Origin of the sequence: Sulfitobacter sp. 1A13421, from assembly GCF_043557285.1 — a bacterium.
Lineage (GTDB): Bacteria > Pseudomonadota > Alphaproteobacteria > Rhodobacterales > Rhodobacteraceae > Sulfitobacter > Sulfitobacter faviae.
Window position 1 is genome coordinate 30014 of record NZ_JBIFFQ010000012.1, and the last position, 15935, is coordinate 45948.

A 15935-nucleotide genomic window follows, 5' to 3' on the forward strand; every position below is an offset into this window, starting at 1 on the left:
AAGCGATCCCGAAAGCCTGCACCGTCGGTCCGGGTCGGATCACGACAAAGGTAAGCAGCGGGGGACGCCGATGAAAATCGCCTTTCAAATGGACCCGATCGGGGACGTGAACATCAATGCCGACAGCAGCTTTCGGCTGGCCGAAGAGGCGCAGGCGCGGGGGCATGAGCTGTTCTTCTACACGCCCGATCATTTGGCGTACCAAGAGGGGCGGATCACTGCGCGGGGCTATGACTTTACCGTGCAGCGCGTGCAGGGCGATCATGCCCGGTTCGGAGAAGAGCGCGAGGTCGATTTGGCGGATTTCGACGTGGTCTGGCTGCGCCAAGACCCGCCTTTCGACATGCATTACATCACCTCGACCCACCTGCTGGACCGGCTGAAAGAAACCACATTGGTGGTCAACGATCCCTTTTGGGTCCGCAATTACCCCGAGAAACTTCTGGTTCTCGACTTCCCCGATCTGACGCCGCCCACCACGATTGCGCGTGATCTTTCGACCATCAAAGCCTTCAAGGCGAAGCATGGCGATGTGATTCTGAAACCGCTTTACGGCAATGGCGGTGCCGGAGTGTTCCGGTTGGACGCCAATGACCGCAACCTCACCTCCCTGCATGAGTTGTTCACTGGCTTCTCGCGTGAGCCGCTCATCGTTCAGAAATTCCTGCCTGCCGTATCCAAGGGTGACAAGCGCGTCATTCTTGTGGACGGGGAGCCGGTGGGCGCGATCAACCGCGTCCCGGCGGCGGGCGAGACGCGGTCGAACATGCATGTCGGCGGGCGGCCTGAGAAGGTCGGGCTGACGGAGCGTGATCGGGAGATCTGTGCCGCCATCGGGCCATTGCTCAAAGAAAAGGGCCAAATCTTTGTCGGGATCGATGTGATCGGCGATTATCTGACCGAGATTAACGTGACCTCTCCCACCGGCATTCAAGAACTGGAACGGTTCGATGGCGAGAATATCGCCGGAAAAATCTGGGAGGCGATCGAGGCCAAGCGCGGGTGAGCCTGCGCCAGCATCTTCTGAACCGCTACCTGCGTCTGACAGAGAAACCTTTGCTGGCGCATGCAAACCCGCAATTCCTGCGGGCCACGATGGAGATGCAGGCGCGGCTTTTTTTCAAGGGGCCGCGCGAGGTGCATGCGGAATGGCGTGATTTGCCGGGGGCGGGATCGGCGCTTTGGCTTACGCCGCCGCAGGCCTCCCGAGGGCGTGTGATCCTCTACGTTCATGGCGGCGGGTTCGTGTTTGGCAGTCCGGAGACGCACCGGGCGATGGTCGCGCGCCTATCCCTGCTGACCGGCGCGCGGGCGGTGCTGCCGCGCTATGCGCGCGTGCCGGAAGCGGCCTTTCCCAAACCTGCGCAAGACATCCGCGCGGCGTGGGATGCGCTGTGTCAAATGGGCATCGCCGCGGGGGACATCGTGATTGGCGGCGACAGCGCGGGCGGCGCGCTGGTTTTCGATCTTTTGGGGCAGCTTTGTCGCGAGGGGGCGGCGCTGCCTGCTGGCGCCTTTGGGCTTTCACCCTTGTTGGACCTGACGTTTTCAGGCCCAAGTTTCACTCAGAATGCCGAACGCGACGTGTTGTTGCCCGCCGCCCGCGCGACGGAAATGGCGCGGCTCTATCTTCAGGGGCAGGATGCGGAGAGCCCCCGGGCGAGTCCAATTCTTGCGGATTTCAACGGCGCACCGCCCGTCTGGCTCACCGTAAGTGACAGCGAAATCCTGCGTGATGACAGCCGCCGATTGGCGGCCCGTCTGCGCGAAGCGGGCGTGTCGGCCACTTTGCAGGAGGTCCATGACCTGCCGCATGTCTGGCCGCTGTTTCAGAACCACCTGCCCGAGGCGCGGCAGAGCCTTGCGGCCCTCGCCGATTGGATCAATGCCCTGCCGCCGGATCGGGCAGACGAAAGCTGATCGCCTCGGCCATATGGGACCGGCGGACCTCGGGTTCCCCCGCAAGGTCGGCGATGGTGCGCGCGACACGCATGACCCGGTGATACCCGCGCGCCGACAAGGAAAACCGTTCTGCTGCGCGCAGAAGCAGCGTGCGCGCTTCGGCATCCGGGCTGACGACGGTTTCGAGCAGGTCACCCGCCGCATCAGCATTGGCCGAAATCCCGTCATGCGGCGCGTAGCGCGTGGATTGAAGCGCCCGCGCGGCGGCGACCCTTGCCGCGACCTCGGCCGAGGTCTCGCCGTTGGCGGGCAGGTTGAGGTCGCTGTAGCTGACGGGCGGCACGTCGACGCGCAGATCGAACCGGTCCATCAGCGGGCCGGAGATACGCCCGAGATAGTCTTCCCCGCAAGCCGGGACACGGGCGCAGGCGCGGGCCGGGTCGGGCAGGTAGCCGCATTTGCAGGGGTTCGCCGCCGCGACGAGCATGAAGCGGCAAGGGTATTTCACATGGGCATTGGCCCGCGCGATCATGACCTCGCCAGTCTCGATCGGTTGGCGCAGGGTTTCGAGGACCGTGCGGTTGAACTCAGGGAATTCGTCCATGAACAACACGCCGTTATGGGCCAGAGATGCCTCCCCCGGTCGCGCCTGCCGACCCCCGCCGATGATCGCAGCCATGGAGGCCGTGTGATGCGGCTCGCGAAAGGGGCGGCTGCGGGAAATGCCGCCCTCATCCAGCAGCCCGGCGAGGGAGTGGATCATCGAGGTCTCAAGCGCTTCACCTGCCGTCAGCGGCGGTAGGATGCCGGGCAGCCGCGCGGCCAGCATGGATTTGCCCGACCCCGGCGTGCCGACCAGCATCAGGTGATGCCGTCCGGCGGCGGCGATCTCCAACGCGCGTTTGGCGCGTTCCTGACCTTTAACCTCGCGCAGGTCGCGGCCCGCGGGCGTGAGGGGTACTTCGCCCGGCTCTGCTGGGGTGATCGGCACTTGGCCGGTATAGTGGCGCACCACGTCGCCCAGAGTGGCGGCGGCGATGACCTGTGTCTTGCCCACCCATGCGGCCTCCGCCCCCGACCCTGCGGGGCAGAGCAGGCTGCGGTCCTCGGCGGCGGCGGCCATGGCGGCGGGCAGGGCGCCGACCACGGGCATCAGCGTCCCGTCGAGCGAAAGCTCCCCCAAGGCCACCACATTCTGGGTGATGTCATCCGGCAGGATATCCAGCGCCGAGAGCAGCGCCAGCGCGATGGGCAGGTCGAAATGGCTGCCTTCCTTGGGCAGGTCGGCGGGGGAGAGATTGACGGTGATGCGTTTGGACGGCAGCGCGATGGCCAAGGCGCTGAGCGCCGTGCGCACCCGGTCCCGGGCTTCCGAGACGGCCTTGTCCGCCAGTCCGACGATCGAAAAGCCCGGCAGCCCGGCGGTGACCGCGCATTGCACCTCGACGATGCGCGCGTCGACCCCTTGAAATGCGACCGTATAGGCCCGCGATACCATTACCCCTGCTCCGTCTTGCTATGGTTAATCGGTAGGCAAGACGGGTTTAGGAATGGTTAACGGCACTGTGGGTCAGGGCGTATGATTGATCCCTTCAACCCGCCATTGGCCGTTGTCGTGGGACAGCTGCGTCACCGAAAGGTTGTCGATCTTATGGGCCATCGCCTCTAGCGGGCCGCCACCTTGGGCCTGCTGCACCTGCGTGAGGATGACGCCGAAATGCGCCACGGCGATCACATGGGCATTGGGGTGGGCCGCGTTGATCCGTGCCACCACCCGGTCGACGCGCGCCTTGGTCTGGTTCCAGCTTTCGCCCTCGGGGGCCATGACATCGCCGGGGGTCTCCCAATAGGCGCGGCTGAGGTCCGGGTCACGCGCGGCGACTTCGGAGAAATGCAGCCCGTCCCAAGCGCCGAAATGCAGCTCCCGCAGTCCATGCTCATGGGGCAGGCGCCGGCGGGAAGGCTGGGCGAGCGCATCGGCCGTATGCACTGCGCGGATCAGGTCCGAGGAGACGAGCAGCGCCTCATCGGGCAGGTGCAGGTTCAACCGCGCCAGTCGGGGCGCATCGGAAAGGTCCGCCGGGACATCGCGCCAGCCGACGAAGTTCTTCTCATGGGTCGGGCCGTGGCGCACCCAGTGCCAAATGGTCATGGCATCTCCCCTTTCAGCAGTTGCGGCAGGCCGACGACGACCTGCACCACCGTCTCTGCCTCGGCGGCCAAGGCGATGTTGAGCCGCCCCTGCGCCTCGCGGAATTGGCGGGCCATGGCGTTCTCGGGCACGATGCCTTGGCCGACCTCATTCGAGACCACGATCCAATGCGCGGCGCAGCCCCGCAGGGCCTGCAAAAGCTGCGCCTGCGCGGCCTCCAGATCGCTGCCTTCCATCAGGTGATTGCTCAGCCACATGGTCGCACAGTCGATCAGCACGATTTCGCCGGCGGGCAGTTTCGCCAGTGGTTCGGTCAGATCTAGCGGGCATTCAACGGTACGCCACCCCGCATCGCGCCTTGCTTGATGCTTGTTCACGCGTTCTTGAACTTCGTCATCCCAGATGCGACCGGTGGCGAGGTAAGTCTTTGACATGCCGCTGGAATTTACGAGGGCCTCCGCCCATTCCGACTTGCCCGAGGCCGCCCCGCCTAGGGCAAAGGTAGTTCTAGGCAACATCTTCTCACCAAATATTTGAACCAAATGGCATGTCTCTGCGTATCTCCACCAAAGGCCCATCACAAGGTGCGCCGCGCATTTCTCAAGGGGGATACCAAATGTCATTGCAAACCGCTCGCGAATTTTCACTCACCCGCACCGCAATGAAGGCCGAATTGCTCGATGCCGAGACGGAGTTGGAATTGGCCTATGCGTGGCGCGATCACCGGGATGAGGCCGCGTTGCACCGTTTGATCACCGCCTACATGCGTCTGGCGATTTCGATGGCCGGCAAGTTCAAGCGTTACGGCGCGCCGATGAACGATCTGATCCAAGAGGCCGGTCTGGGCCTGATGAAGGCCGCCGACAAATTTGACCCCGACCGCGGCGTGCGTTTCTCGACCTATGCGGTCTGGTGGATCAAGGCGAGCATTCAGGACCACGTGATGCGCAATTGGTCGATGGTGCGGACAGGGTCGACCTCCTCTCAGAAATCGTTGTTTTTCAACATGCGCCGCGTGCAGGCTCGGTTGGAGCGTGAGGCCACGGCCATGGGCGAGACGTTGGACAAGCACCAGCTGCGCCAGATGATTTCGACCGAAATCGGCGTGCCGCTGCATGATGTCGAGATGATGGAAGGCCGTCTGTCGGGCTCGGACTATTCGCTGAACGCCACGCAGAGCGCTGAGGATGAGGGCCGCGAGTGGATCGAAGCACTGGCTGATGAAAGCGCGCAGGCGGCGGAGCGTGTCGAGGAAGAGCATGACACGGCGCAGCTGCGGAACTGGTTGCTGGCGGCAATGCAGGGCCTGTCCGAGCGTGAGCAATTCATCGTGCGCGAACGCAAACTGCGGGATCCTGCGCGTACTTTGGAAAGCCTTGGCGATGAACTCAGCCTCAGCAAAGAGCGGGTCCGCCAGCTTGAAGCCGCGGCCTTTGGCAAGATGCGCAAGTCGCTTGAGATGCAATCGCGTGAGGTCTTCGCCTTTCTGGCCTGACCCCGCATCGCGATCCCTTCCGGGGCTGGCAGATTTCCCCGCCCCGGATTAAGGTCTCCCTAATGCAAACGGGGGGCCTTTATGCTGTCGGGCAAACATATTCTGCTGATCATCGGCGGCGGCATTGCCGCCTATAAATCCCTCGATCTGATCCGGCGTCTGCGCGAGCGTGGGGCCAAGGTGACACCGGTGCTGACCCGCGCGGGCGAAGAGTTTGTCACCCCGCTTTCCGTATCTGCCCTGACCGGCGTGAAGGTCTTTCGCGATCTTTTCGACCTCGGTGATGAGGCCGAGATGGGGCATATCCAGCTCAGCCGCGCGGCGGACCTTTTGGTGGTTGCCCCCGCCACGGCGGACCTGATGGCCAAGATGGCGCAGGGGGCGGCAAATGATCTGGCCTCGACCTTGCTTTTGGCCACCGATACGCCAGTGCTGCTGGCACCTGCGATGAACGTGCGGATGTGGCAGCACCCCGCGACGCAGCGCAACATCGCTACTCTGCGCGGCGATGGCATCACAATGGTCGGGCCGAATGACGGTGATATGGCCTGCGGTGAATACGGGCCGGGGCGGATGGCCGAACCGCTTGAAATTGTCGCGGCAGTCGAGGCGCGGCTTGGGCAGGGGCCGCTTGCGGGCAAGCGCATCCTCGTCACCTCCGGCCCCACCCATGAGCCGATCGACCCGGTGCGCTATATCGCCAACCGCTCTTCCGGGGCGCAGGGCACAGCCATCGCGCGGGCGCTGGCGGATCTGGGGGCCAAGGTCGTCTTTGTCACCGGCCCCGCCGAAGTCGCCCCGCCCGAGGGCGTCGAGGTGGTGCCGGTGCAAACGGCGCAAGAGATGATGCAGGCGGTAGAGGCTGCTCTGCCCGCCGATGCCGCCGTCTTTGCCGCCGCGGTGGCCGATTGGCATGTGCAGGGGGCAGGGGACCGGAAGCTGAAGAAATCGAAAGACGGGCTGCCCAGCCTGACTTTCGCGGAAAACCCCGACATCCTGAAAACGGTCAGCCAGCGCGGCAAAGGCCGCCCGCCACTCGTCGTAGGCTTTGCCGCCGAGACGAACGACGTGCTGGCCCATGCCACCGCGAAACGGGAGCGCAAGGGCTGTGACTGGATCGTCGCCAATGACGTCTCCCCCGCCACCGGCATCATGGGCGGGCGCGAGAATGCCGTGACACTGATCACCGAGGCCGGGGCCGAGGACTGGCCGCGCATGGGCAAAGATGCCGTGGCCGCCCGTCTGGCCGAACGTATCGCCGCAGCACTTGCCTGAGGGGGCGCTATGACCACGATCAAACTCTGCTGGGCCGATGGCGCGGACCGCAGCCTGCCACTGCCCGCCTATGAAAGCGCCGGGGCGGCGGGGGCGGACCTGCGGGCCAATCTGCCCGGCGGCACGGTCACCTTGGCCCCCGGCACGCGGGCGCTGATCTCCACCGGGTTGCAGATGGCGATCCCGCAGGGGTTCGAGGTGCAGATCCGCCCGCGCTCGGGTCTCGCGCTGAAGCATGGGATCACCCTGATCAACAGCCCCGGCACCATCGACAGCGATTATCGCGGCGTCGTGGGGGTGATCATGGGCAATATGGGGGCGGAGGCCTTCACCGTCGAACATGGCATGCGCATCGCGCAGATGGTAGTGGCTCCGGTGGTGCAGGCGGGCTTCGATCTGGCCGAGCGCCTTGATGAGACCCCGCGCGGCGCGGGCGGGTTTGGCTCGACGGGGGCGCAGTGATGCTGGCTGTTTTGATTATCGCGGCGGCGCTTTGGTTTGGCGGCGGCTTCCTTGGCCTGCCGCGCGGGCTGCGCGCGGGGCTGGTCGGGCTGATGTATCTGGCGCTGGTCGCGCTGCATCTGCTGTTTCCGGCCACCCATCCGCTGCGCCTCGCCACCGGCGGCAGCGCCGCGCCTTGGCTGCTCTTGGGCGGTTTCGTCGTGCTGGTGCTGCTCTACCGGCAGGGGCTGGCGACCCTGCGCGCGCGCGCCACGCCGGACGCGCCGACCGAAGCCCCCGCCTCGGGCCGTTTTTCGGAGAGTGAGTTGAACCGCTACGCCCGGCACATCGTGTTGCGTGAGGTCGGCGGCCCCGGGCAGAAGGCGCTGAAGAACGCGAAGGTGCTGGTGATCGGCGCGGGCGGTCTCGGCGCGCCCGTATTGCAATATCTCGCCGCGGCGGGCGTCGGCACCATCGGGGTGATCGACGATGACGCGGTCGAGAACGCGAATCTGCAACGGCAGGTGATCCACAAGGACGCCGCCATCGGCACGCCCAAGGTCTGTTCCGCGCAGGCCGAGATGCTGGCCCAGAACCCCCACGTCACCGTGCGCCCCTACCATCGCCGTCTGACCGACGAGATCGCCGAGGATCTGGTGGCCGACTATGACCTCGTGCTCGACGGGACCGACAATTTCGATACCCGCTACCGGGTCAATGCCGCCTGCGTTGCGTCGGGCACGCCGCTCATCTCGGGGGCGCTCAGCCAATGGGAGGGGCAGCTCAGCGTCTTCGATCCCGCCCGCGGCGCGCCCTGTTATCGCTGCATCTTCCCCGAAGCGCCGGCAGCGGGGCTTGCGCCTTCCTGCGCCGAGGCCGGGGTGATCGGGCCACTGCCCGGCGTGATCGGCACGATGATGGCGCTGGAGGCGGTGAAGCTCATCACCGGGGCGGGCAGCGTGCTGCGCGGCGAGATGATGATCTACGACGGGCTTTATGGCGAGACCCGCAAGATCGGGCTCAAACGCCGCGCGGGCTGCGAAACCTGCGGCGGGTGATTGCAAGTCACCCCGGCGCGCCCCATCTTGGGCGCAAAGGAGACCTGCATGACCAACCCGCTTCTGACCGAATGGGAGACTCCCTTCGGCATCGCCCCCTTTGATCGCATTTCCGACGATGATTTCGCCCCGGCACTCGAAGAGGCGCTCACCGCCCACCGGGCCGAGATCGTCGCCATTGCCGGCAATTCCGAGGCCCCCACGTTCGCTAATACCATTGAGGCGTTGGAAGCCTCCGGCGCGGCGCTCGACAAGGTTCTGAGCGTCTTCTTCACCGTCGCGGGCGCAGACAGCAACCCGGCGCGCGAAGCGTTGCAGCGCGACTTCTCCCCCAAGCTCGCCGCGCATCAATCGGCGATCTCGGGCAACACGAAACTCTTCGCCCGCATCAATGCCGTTTGGGAGGCGCGCGACAGGCTCGACCTCAGCGAGGAACAGGCCCGCGTGCTGATGCTGACGCACCGTGGCTTCGTCCGCTCAGGCGCGGCGCTCACGGGGTCGGAGGCCGAGCGCATGAAAGAGATCAAGGCGCGGCTGGCGGTGCTGGGCACCCAGTTCACCCAGAACCTGCTGGCGGACGAGCGCGACTGGTTCATGCCGCTGACCGAGGACGATCTGACCGGCCTGCCGGACTTCGTGATCGATGCCGCCCGGGCTGCGGGCGAAGAAAAGGGCGCGCAAGGCCCGGTGGTCACGCTGTCGCGCTCACTCATCACGCCCTTCCTGCAATTTTCGGACCTGCGCGACCTGCGCGAGAAGGCGTTCCGCGCGTGGGAAGCGCGGGGCGCGAACGGCGGGGAAACCGACAACCGCGAGATCGCGGCCGAGACGCTGGCCCTGCGCAAGGAGCGCGCCGAACTCCTCGGCTACGACAATTTCGCCGCCTACAAGCTCGAAACCGAGATGGCGAAGACCCCGCAAGCCGTGCGCGACTTGCTGATGTCGGTCTGGAAACCGGCCAAGGCGCAGGCCGACGCCGATGCCGAGGTGCTCACCGCGCTGATGCGCGAGGACGGCGTGAACGGTGCGCTGGAGCCATGGGACTGGCGCTACTACGCCGAGAAGCGGCGCGCGGCGGAGCATGATCTCGATGAGGCGGCGCTGAAACCCTATTTCCAGCTCGACCGGATGATCGACGCGGCCTTCGACTGCGCCAACCGGCTGTTCGGGCTGGAATTCGCGCCGCTCGACGTGCCGCTCTACCACCCCGATTGCCGGGCGTGGGAAGTGACGCGGAACGGCCAGCATGTGGCGGTCTTCATCGGCGATTATTTCGCGCGGGGCTCGAAGCGGTCGGGCGCGTGGTGCTCGGCCATGCGGTCGCAGGCGAAGTTCCCGCGCGAACAGGCGCCCGTGGTGATCAACGTCTGCAATTTCGCCAAGGGCGATCCGGCGCTACTGTCCTACGACGACGCCCGCACGCTGTTTCACGAGTTCGGCCATGCGCTGCACCAGATGCTCTCGGACGTAACCTATGAAAGCGTCAGCGGCACCTCGGTGGCGCGCGACTTCGTGGAATTGCCGAGCCAGCTTTACGAGCACTGGCTGGACCAGCCCGAGGTGCTGCAGAAATTCGCCACCCATGCCCGCACGGGCGAGGCGATGCCGCGTGAGATGCTCGACAAGGTGCTGGCCGCGGCGACCTTCGACTTGGGCTTTCAGACGGTGGAATATATCGCCTCCGCCCTCGTCGATTTGGAGTTCCACGACGGCGAGCCGCCTGCCAATCCGATGGCGAAACAGGCCAAGGTGCTCCGCAGCATCGGCATGCCGCAGGCGATCCGCATGCGCCACGCCACCCCGCAGTTCGCGCATGTGTTTTCGGGCGACGGCTATTCCAGCGCCTATTACAGCTACATGTGGTCCGAGGTGATGGACGCCGACGCCTTTGCCGCCTTCGAGGAAGCGGGCGGGGCTTTCGACGCCGAACGCGCCGACGCGTTGGAGGAACACATCCTCTCGACCGGCGGTAGCCGCGATCCGGCGGAGCTTTACATTGCCTTCCGGGGGCGTCTGCCGGGGGTCGAGGCGCTGCTCAAGGGGCGCGGGTTGGCCGCCTGAGCCTTGCCGCGTCCGGGGTCAATATCCCCGGTCGCGGTCCACCAGATGTAGCAGGGGCTCGCCGGCCTCGCGGCGGCGAATGTTCTCGGCGATGACTTCCGAGGCCGTGTCGTTGCGCGTGGCCGCCGCGATATGCGGGGTCACGGTCACCTTCGGATGCGCCCAATAGGGGTGATCCTCGGGCAGCGGCTCCACCCGGAAGACGTCGAGCGTTGCATGGGCGATCTGTCCGCTATCGAGAGCTGCCAAGAGCGCATCGTCGTCGATCAGCGGCCCGCGACCGGGGTTGATGATGAAGGCACCCTCGGGCATTTGCGCGAGCGTCTCGGCATTCAGAACGTTCTGCGTGGCGGGCGTGTCGGGCATCAGGAGCACGGCGATCTCGGCGCGTTTGAGCGCTTCCGTCAGACCTTCGTCGCCATGCAAGCAACGCACGCCCTCGATCTGCTTTTCGCTTCGCGACCAGCCGGTCACGTCAAAGCCCAGACCCACCAGCGCCTCGGCCACCGCTTGGCCGAGCGCACCGATGCCCAGCACCGCCACGCTGCGCTCGCGCGCCAGCGGCGGGGTGCGCGGCGCCCATTTGGCATCCTTGCGCAGGATGTCGGTATCCATCCCCAGATGATGGCGCAGCACATGGCCCGTACACCATTCGACCATGCCGTGGGTCAGGCCGAAATCGACCATCCGCGCCAGCGGTATTTTCAAGGTCTCATTGCCGGTGATCGCCTCTACCCCGGCCCAGAGGTTCAGCACAGCTTTGGCGCGCGTGTAGGGGGTGAAGTCCTGCAACTCGCTGTTCGGGGCATAGACGATATAGTCGACCTCTTCAGGGGGCAGATCGGTGGCCAGCGTGAAATCCTGCCCCGGCAGTGCTTTGCGCAGGGCTTCGTTCAAAGGCTGTTCGTAGCCGTCCCAGCGTTCGGCTTTGGCGGCGAAGAGAATGTTGATCGTCATGAATTACCTCGGTCTGTGAACATGCGCCGATTGCACCAAGCCGAAGGCCAGCAGCAGCACCAGCATGGCCGAGCCGCCATAGCTCACCATCGGCAGGGGCACGCCGACCACGGGGGCCAGCCCCATGACCATCGACATGTTAACGGCGAAAAAGAGAAAGAAGTTAAGTGCGATGCCAAGGGTCAGCAGGCTTGAGAACCGGTCCTTGTTCTTCACCGCCGAGGCCACGCAGAACAGGATGATCAGCGCGTAAAGCCCCAGAAGGGAGACGCCGCCGACGAAGCCGAACTCTTCGGCCAATGTGGTGAAGATGAAGTCGGTGTGTTTCTCGGGCAGGAAGTTCAGCCGCGATTGGGTGCCCTGCATATAGCCGCGCCCCGACCAGCCGCCCGAGCCAAGCGCGATCTTGGATTGGGTGATGTGATAGCCCGCGCCAAGCGGATCTTGGCTGGGGTCGAGGAAGGTGTCGATGCGGCGGTATTGGTAATCTTTCAGCAGTTGCCACGGGGTGCCGCGCGATTGGAAGACGGCAGTGACCAGCCCGATGGCGGCGGTGATGACGGCGGCGAAATAGGCCCAGTGCACGCCCGCAAGGAACATCAGCCCGCCCCCGGCAGTCAGCAGCAGGATCGAGGTGCCAAGGTCGGGCTGTTTCAGCACCAGCGCGGTGGGGATCACGATGATCAGGATGGGCACCAGCACCCAGAAGGGGCGCGAGACCTTTTTGACCGGCAGCCAGTCGTAATAGGCGGCCAAAAACAGGACCAGCGTGATTTTCATCAGTTCCGACGGTTGTAGCCGCATGAAGCCGATGTCGATCCACCGCTGCGCGCCCATGCCGACAGAGCCGAAGAGTTCGACCGCGACCAGCAGCACCAAGGTCGCCCCATAGGCCACGCCCGACAGGTTGCGCCAAAGCCAGATCGGCACCATCGCCACGGTGAACATGATCGCCATGCCCATGGCGAAACGTTTCATCTGCGGTTCGGCCCAAGGGGAGAATGACCCGCCCGCAACCGAATAGAGCATCAGAAAACCGACGCCCGCGACACTGGTCAGAAGGATCGCCAGCGGCCAGTTCATGAACAGGATCTTGCGCAGCCCTGTGGGGACGGATTTGACCGTATGCTCCAGATAGCTCATGCCTGATCCTCCCCCTCCAGATTGGCGGTGGTCTCGGGCGTGGTGTTGCGCAGTTCCTCTTGTTGGGCGGCGATGCGGCCCCGGTCGGACTTGGGGTAGGCTTCGAGTGGCGGCTCGCCGCCCGCCATGGCCTGCAACATCACGTCGCGCGCAATCGGGGCCGCCGCGGTCGAGCCGCCGCCGCCGTGTTCCACCAGCACGCAGGCTGCGTATTTCGGTTTGTCATAGGGCGCAAAGCAGACAAAGAGCGCGTGGTCGCGGCGTTCCCACGGCAGGTCGGCGTTGCTGGTCACGCCGCGGGCGCGTTCGGCGGCGGTGATGTTGCGCACCTGACTGGTGCCGGTCTTGCCCGCCATGCGCATCGTGTCGTCGATGATGCGGCTGCGGTAGCCGGTGCCGCGGCGGTCGTTCACCACGTCGTACATCGCCTTGCGCAATTGGCGTAGGTTGTTCTCGTTCAGCCCCATCGGTTCGCCCGCGCCGCTGGGTTGCTCCACCCCGTCGATGGATTTGATCAGCCGCGGCGTCACCGCGCGGCCCGTAGCGATCCGCGCGCTCATCACCGCCAATTGCAGCGGGGAGGAGAGGGTGAAACCTTGCCCAATAGAGGCGTTGACCGTGTCGCCCACGACCCAATCCTCACCCCGGGCCGAACGTTTCCACTGTTTCGTGGGCGCCAGCCCGCCCGCGACCGAGGACAGCGCCAGATCATGTTTGATCCCAAGGCCAAAGCGGTTCGCCATGGCGGTGATCTTTTCGATCCCGACTTTTACCGCCAGATCGTAGTAATAGACATCGCAGGATTGTTTCAGCGAATGTTGCAGATCGACCCAGCCGTGGCCGGCGCGTTTCCAGCAGTGGAACCGCCGCCCCGCGACCTCCAGATGACCGGGGCAATAGACCGTCTCATCGGGGGTGACGATGCCCTCTTCGATGGCGGCAAGCGCCACGATCATTTTGAAGGTCGAGCCGGGCGGGTAGGTGCCCTGTATGGGTTTGTTCACCAAGGGGCGGTATTTGGAATTGAGCAGCGGGTTGTAATCCGCCGAAGAGATGCCGCCGATAAAGAGGTTCGGGTCGTAGCTGGGCGAGGATGCAAGCGCGGCCAGATCGCCATTCTCGCAGTCGATGATGACCACGGCGGCGCTTTCCTCGCCCAGACGGGCCTGCACATAGCGTTGCAGATTGGCGTCCACGGTCAGTTGCAGATCGGCCCCGGCCTGCCCTTCGCGCCGCTCCAGCTCGCGCATCACGCGGCCCGTGGCGTTCACCTCCACATGTTTGGTGCCCGCAGCACCGCGCAGCAGGTTCTCGGCGCGGGCTTCGACGTTGATCTTGCCGATTTGAAAGCGCGGGATGCGCAGCACCTGATCGGGGTTCTCCAGCGCGTCGAGGTCGGCTTGGCTCACCCGGCCTACACGGCCCACCACATGGGCGAAATCCGCGCCGCGCGGATAGACGCGGGTCAGGCCCACTTCGGGCGTGACGCCGGGCAGGGCGGGGGCGTTGACGCTGACTTTGCTCACGACTTCCCAACTCACGTCATCAACGATGGTGACGGGCAGGAAGGGGGCAGAGCGCGACATTTCGGTCATGGCGCGTTCGCGGGTCTCCTCGTCGATCTCGATGACTTGGGCGAGCCGCTCCATCACGGCTTCCACGTCGCCCGCATCCTCGCGGACCATGACGATCCGGTAGGAGGGCACGTTATCGGCAAGTTGTATGCCGTTGCGGTCGAAAATCTCACCCCGGGCAGGGGGGATCAGGCGGATGTTGATGCGGTTCTCTTCGGCCAGCAGGCGGAACTGGTCGGCCTGATCGACCTGTAGATAGCGCATGCGCGCGGCCAGCCCGCCCATGAACAATAGCTGCGCCCCGCCCAAAAGGGCGGCGCGGCGCGTCAGGCGCGTGTGGGTTGCATCATTGTCGGCGCGGCTTCGTCTCATATCATCGCTCCCCGATCACACCCGTTTGCCAAGCGCATCCAGATCGCCCGGCGCGGTCTTGCGCACGCCCATGATACCATGGGTCACCGCCACGATCAGCGGATAAGCGAGCGTTGTCAGTGCCAATTCCGTGAGGTTCAGCGTCAGCGAAGGCGTCGGCACCAGCGCAAGGCTCAGCAGAATTCGGTTGGCAAAGATCACCATGGTCAGGATCACCGCCACGGTCAGCCATTCGGCGGCAAAGCTCGCATCCCGCAGATGCCGCCCCCGCGATTTGAGGTTCTCGACCCCGATCAGGGCCAGCACCGCCCAAAGGCCGGGCGGGCGTTGCAGCAACAGATCCGCCAGCAGAAAGACCAGCGCCAGAAAAAGCGAGGGCACGTATTCGGGCCGTCTAAGCCCCCAAGCGCAGGCAAAGCCCAGCAGCAGGTCCGGCCCGGCCCAAGCGCGCGGGGTCGTCTCAAGCGGGAGGAGGTGGAAGAACAGGATCACCAGCGCCAGCGCGACAAAGCTCAGGCGCATGACCCAAAGGCGGCTGCGCGACAGATCGGTCATGGCTGCACCTCGACCGGCGCTGCCGGATCGGCCAAGGGGCCGTCGGAGGTGATGACATGGGCGGTGTCTGGCACGGTTTCATTGCCGTGGTGTCGCAGCACGCGCAGGAATTCCAACCGCTCGTAATCCGCCGCCAGCCGCACGCGCAGCCGCCCGCCCGGATCGGCGGCGACCTGTCCAATCAGGATGCCCGCGGGGAACACGCCGCCATCGCCCGAGCTGATCACCCGGTCGCCGGGGCGGACCAGCTCGCGGTTCTCGATGAAGTCCAAGGGCGGCGCGGCGCTGTTGTCGCCCGCCACGATGGCGCGTTGGCCCGAAGGCTGGATCGTCGCCGGAATGCGGCTTGAGGCATCGGTCAGCAGGATCACCCGCGCGGTGTTCTTGCCCACCCCCGCGATGCGGCCCACAAGGCCGATGCCGTCCATCGTGGCCCAGCCTTCGACCAGCCCGTCGCGCGCGCCGACGTTCAGAAGCACCGATTGTCGATAGGGCGAGCCGCTGTCGGCCAGCACCGTGCCGGTGATGAAGGTCAGCCGCGGGTCGAGCCGCACGTTGTTGAGGTCCAGCAGCCGGGCGTTCTCTTGCTCAAGCTGAAGCGCCGCCTCTTTCCACGCCTGCATCTGCCGCAGTTCCGAGCGCAGCTCGCGGTTCTGTTCGCTCAGGCGCTGGTAGCTTTGGAAATCGCGCAACAGGTTGATTGTGCCGGTGACCGGGGCCATGGCCCAGTCGAGGTTGGGCACGAAACGATCCGTCACCTGCGCGCGAAAGCGTTCAACGCGGGGGCTGTCGATGCGCCAAAGTAGGAAGATGCCGGTCAGCGCCAATACCAACACGACCAGCAGCAGCCGCCGCAGCGGGCCGGTGAAATCGCTGGAACTGGAACGGTCCTTGGCCATCTGTGCCGAAACTCCCACCCGGTCAGGCGGGGCGTTGTCGCCGCGTGCCGG

15 protein-coding genes are annotated in these 15935 nt (G+C 65.3%); 7 read left to right on the top strand and 8 right to left on the bottom strand.

The genetic code is table 11. The features are described from left to right. Positions 1 to 70: 70 nt before the first annotated feature. Entirely contained in the window at positions 71 to 1006 is a 936-nt protein-coding gene (gshB, locus tag ACGYLI_RS16390) for a glutathione synthase (RefSeq protein ID WP_394419923.1), read from the top strand. Further along, positions 1003 to 1920 carry an alpha/beta hydrolase gene (locus ACGYLI_RS16395; RefSeq protein ID WP_394419924.1) on the top strand — a complete coding sequence of 306 codons (918 nt, stop codon included), beginning with the start codon at positions 1003 to 1005 and terminating at the stop codon, positions 1918 to 1920. The genes gshB and ACGYLI_RS16395 overlap by 4 nt, the downstream gene beginning before the upstream one ends. Here the strand turns inward: ACGYLI_RS16395 and ACGYLI_RS16400 are convergent. From ACGYLI_RS16400 to cobU, 3 genes are all read right to left on the bottom strand, one after another. Next, a complete protein-coding gene (locus tag ACGYLI_RS16400) occupies positions 1883 to 3400 on the bottom strand; it encodes a YifB family Mg chelatase-like AAA ATPase (protein WP_394419925.1) in 1518 nt (505 codons plus the stop codon). The genes ACGYLI_RS16395 and ACGYLI_RS16400 overlap by 38 nt on opposite strands. Before the next feature lie 72 nt (positions 3401 to 3472). Then, complete coding sequence (locus ACGYLI_RS16405) at positions 3473 to 4054, bottom strand: histidine phosphatase family protein (RefSeq protein WP_394419926.1); 582 nt, start codon at positions 4052 to 4054, stop codon at positions 3473 to 3475. After that, positions 4051 to 4572 carry a bifunctional adenosylcobinamide kinase/adenosylcobinamide-phosphate guanylyltransferase gene (gene cobU / locus ACGYLI_RS16410; RefSeq protein ID WP_394419927.1) on the bottom strand — a complete coding sequence of 174 codons (522 nt, stop codon included), beginning with the start codon at positions 4570 to 4572 and terminating at the stop codon, positions 4051 to 4053. The genes ACGYLI_RS16405 and cobU overlap by 4 nt, the downstream gene beginning before the upstream one ends. A 98-nt stretch (positions 4573 to 4670) precedes the next feature. Here cobU and ACGYLI_RS16415 point away from each other — a divergent pair, with 98 nt between their 5' ends. From ACGYLI_RS16415 to ACGYLI_RS16435, 5 genes are all read left to right on the top strand, one after another. After that, positions 4671 to 5549 carry an RNA polymerase factor sigma-32 gene (locus ACGYLI_RS16415; RefSeq protein WP_067265311.1) on the top strand — a complete coding sequence of 293 codons (879 nt, stop codon included), beginning with the start codon at positions 4671 to 4673 and terminating at the stop codon, positions 5547 to 5549. An 81-nt stretch (positions 5550 to 5630) separates the two neighbouring features. Then, positions 5631 to 6824, top strand: a complete 1194-nt coding sequence (gene coaBC / locus ACGYLI_RS16420; protein ID WP_394419928.1) for a bifunctional phosphopantothenoylcysteine decarboxylase/phosphopantothenate--cysteine ligase CoaBC — start codon at positions 5631 to 5633, stop codon at positions 6822 to 6824. Between the two features lie 9 nt (positions 6825 to 6833). Then, positions 6834 to 7286: a dUTP diphosphatase gene (gene dut / locus ACGYLI_RS16425; RefSeq protein WP_394419929.1), complete on the top strand. Its 453-nt coding sequence runs from the start codon at positions 6834 to 6836 to the stop codon at positions 7284 to 7286. Further along, positions 7286 to 8323, top strand: a complete 1038-nt coding sequence (locus ACGYLI_RS16430; protein WP_394419930.1) for a HesA/MoeB/ThiF family protein — start codon at positions 7286 to 7288, stop codon at positions 8321 to 8323. Before dut ends, ACGYLI_RS16430 begins: the two co-directional genes overlap by 1 nt. Before the next feature lie 48 nt (positions 8324 to 8371). Then, the gene (locus tag ACGYLI_RS16435) at positions 8372 to 10384 is read left to right on the top strand and encodes a M3 family metallopeptidase (RefSeq protein WP_394419931.1); all 2013 of its coding nucleotides are present in this window, start codon (positions 8372 to 8374) and stop codon (positions 10382 to 10384) included. Positions 10385 to 10402: 18 nt separating this feature from the next. Here the strand turns inward: ACGYLI_RS16435 and ACGYLI_RS16440 are convergent, their stop codons facing one another. Genes ACGYLI_RS16440 through mreC form a run of 5 tightly spaced genes read right to left on the bottom strand, consistent with a single transcriptional unit; the run spans position 10403 to position 15884 of the window. Then, positions 10403 to 11341 (bottom strand): 2-hydroxyacid dehydrogenase, encoded by a 939-nt coding sequence (locus ACGYLI_RS16440; protein ID WP_394419932.1) that lies wholly within the window; start codon positions 11339 to 11341, stop codon positions 10403 to 10405. Positions 11342 to 11344: 3 nt separating this feature from the next. Beyond that, positions 11345 to 12484 carry a rod shape-determining protein RodA gene (rodA, locus tag ACGYLI_RS16445; protein WP_067265296.1) on the bottom strand — a complete coding sequence of 380 codons (1140 nt, stop codon included), beginning with the start codon at positions 12482 to 12484 and terminating at the stop codon, positions 11345 to 11347. Continuing rightward, positions 12481 to 14430 (bottom strand): penicillin-binding protein 2, encoded by a 1950-nt coding sequence (gene mrdA / locus ACGYLI_RS16450; RefSeq protein WP_394419933.1) that lies wholly within the window; start codon positions 14428 to 14430, stop codon positions 12481 to 12483. Before mrdA ends, rodA begins: the two co-directional genes overlap by 4 nt. Before the next feature lie 15 nt (positions 14431 to 14445). Then, the gene (locus tag ACGYLI_RS16455; RefSeq protein ID WP_067265291.1) at positions 14446 to 14985 is read right to left on the bottom strand and encodes a rod shape-determining protein MreD; all 540 of its coding nucleotides are present in this window, start codon (positions 14983 to 14985) and stop codon (positions 14446 to 14448) included. After that, a complete protein-coding gene (mreC, locus tag ACGYLI_RS16460; RefSeq protein ID WP_394419934.1) occupies positions 14982 to 15884 on the bottom strand; it encodes a rod shape-determining protein MreC in 903 nt (300 codons plus the stop codon). Before mreC ends, ACGYLI_RS16455 begins: the two co-directional genes overlap by 4 nt. Positions 15885 to 15935: the final 51 nt, after the last annotated feature.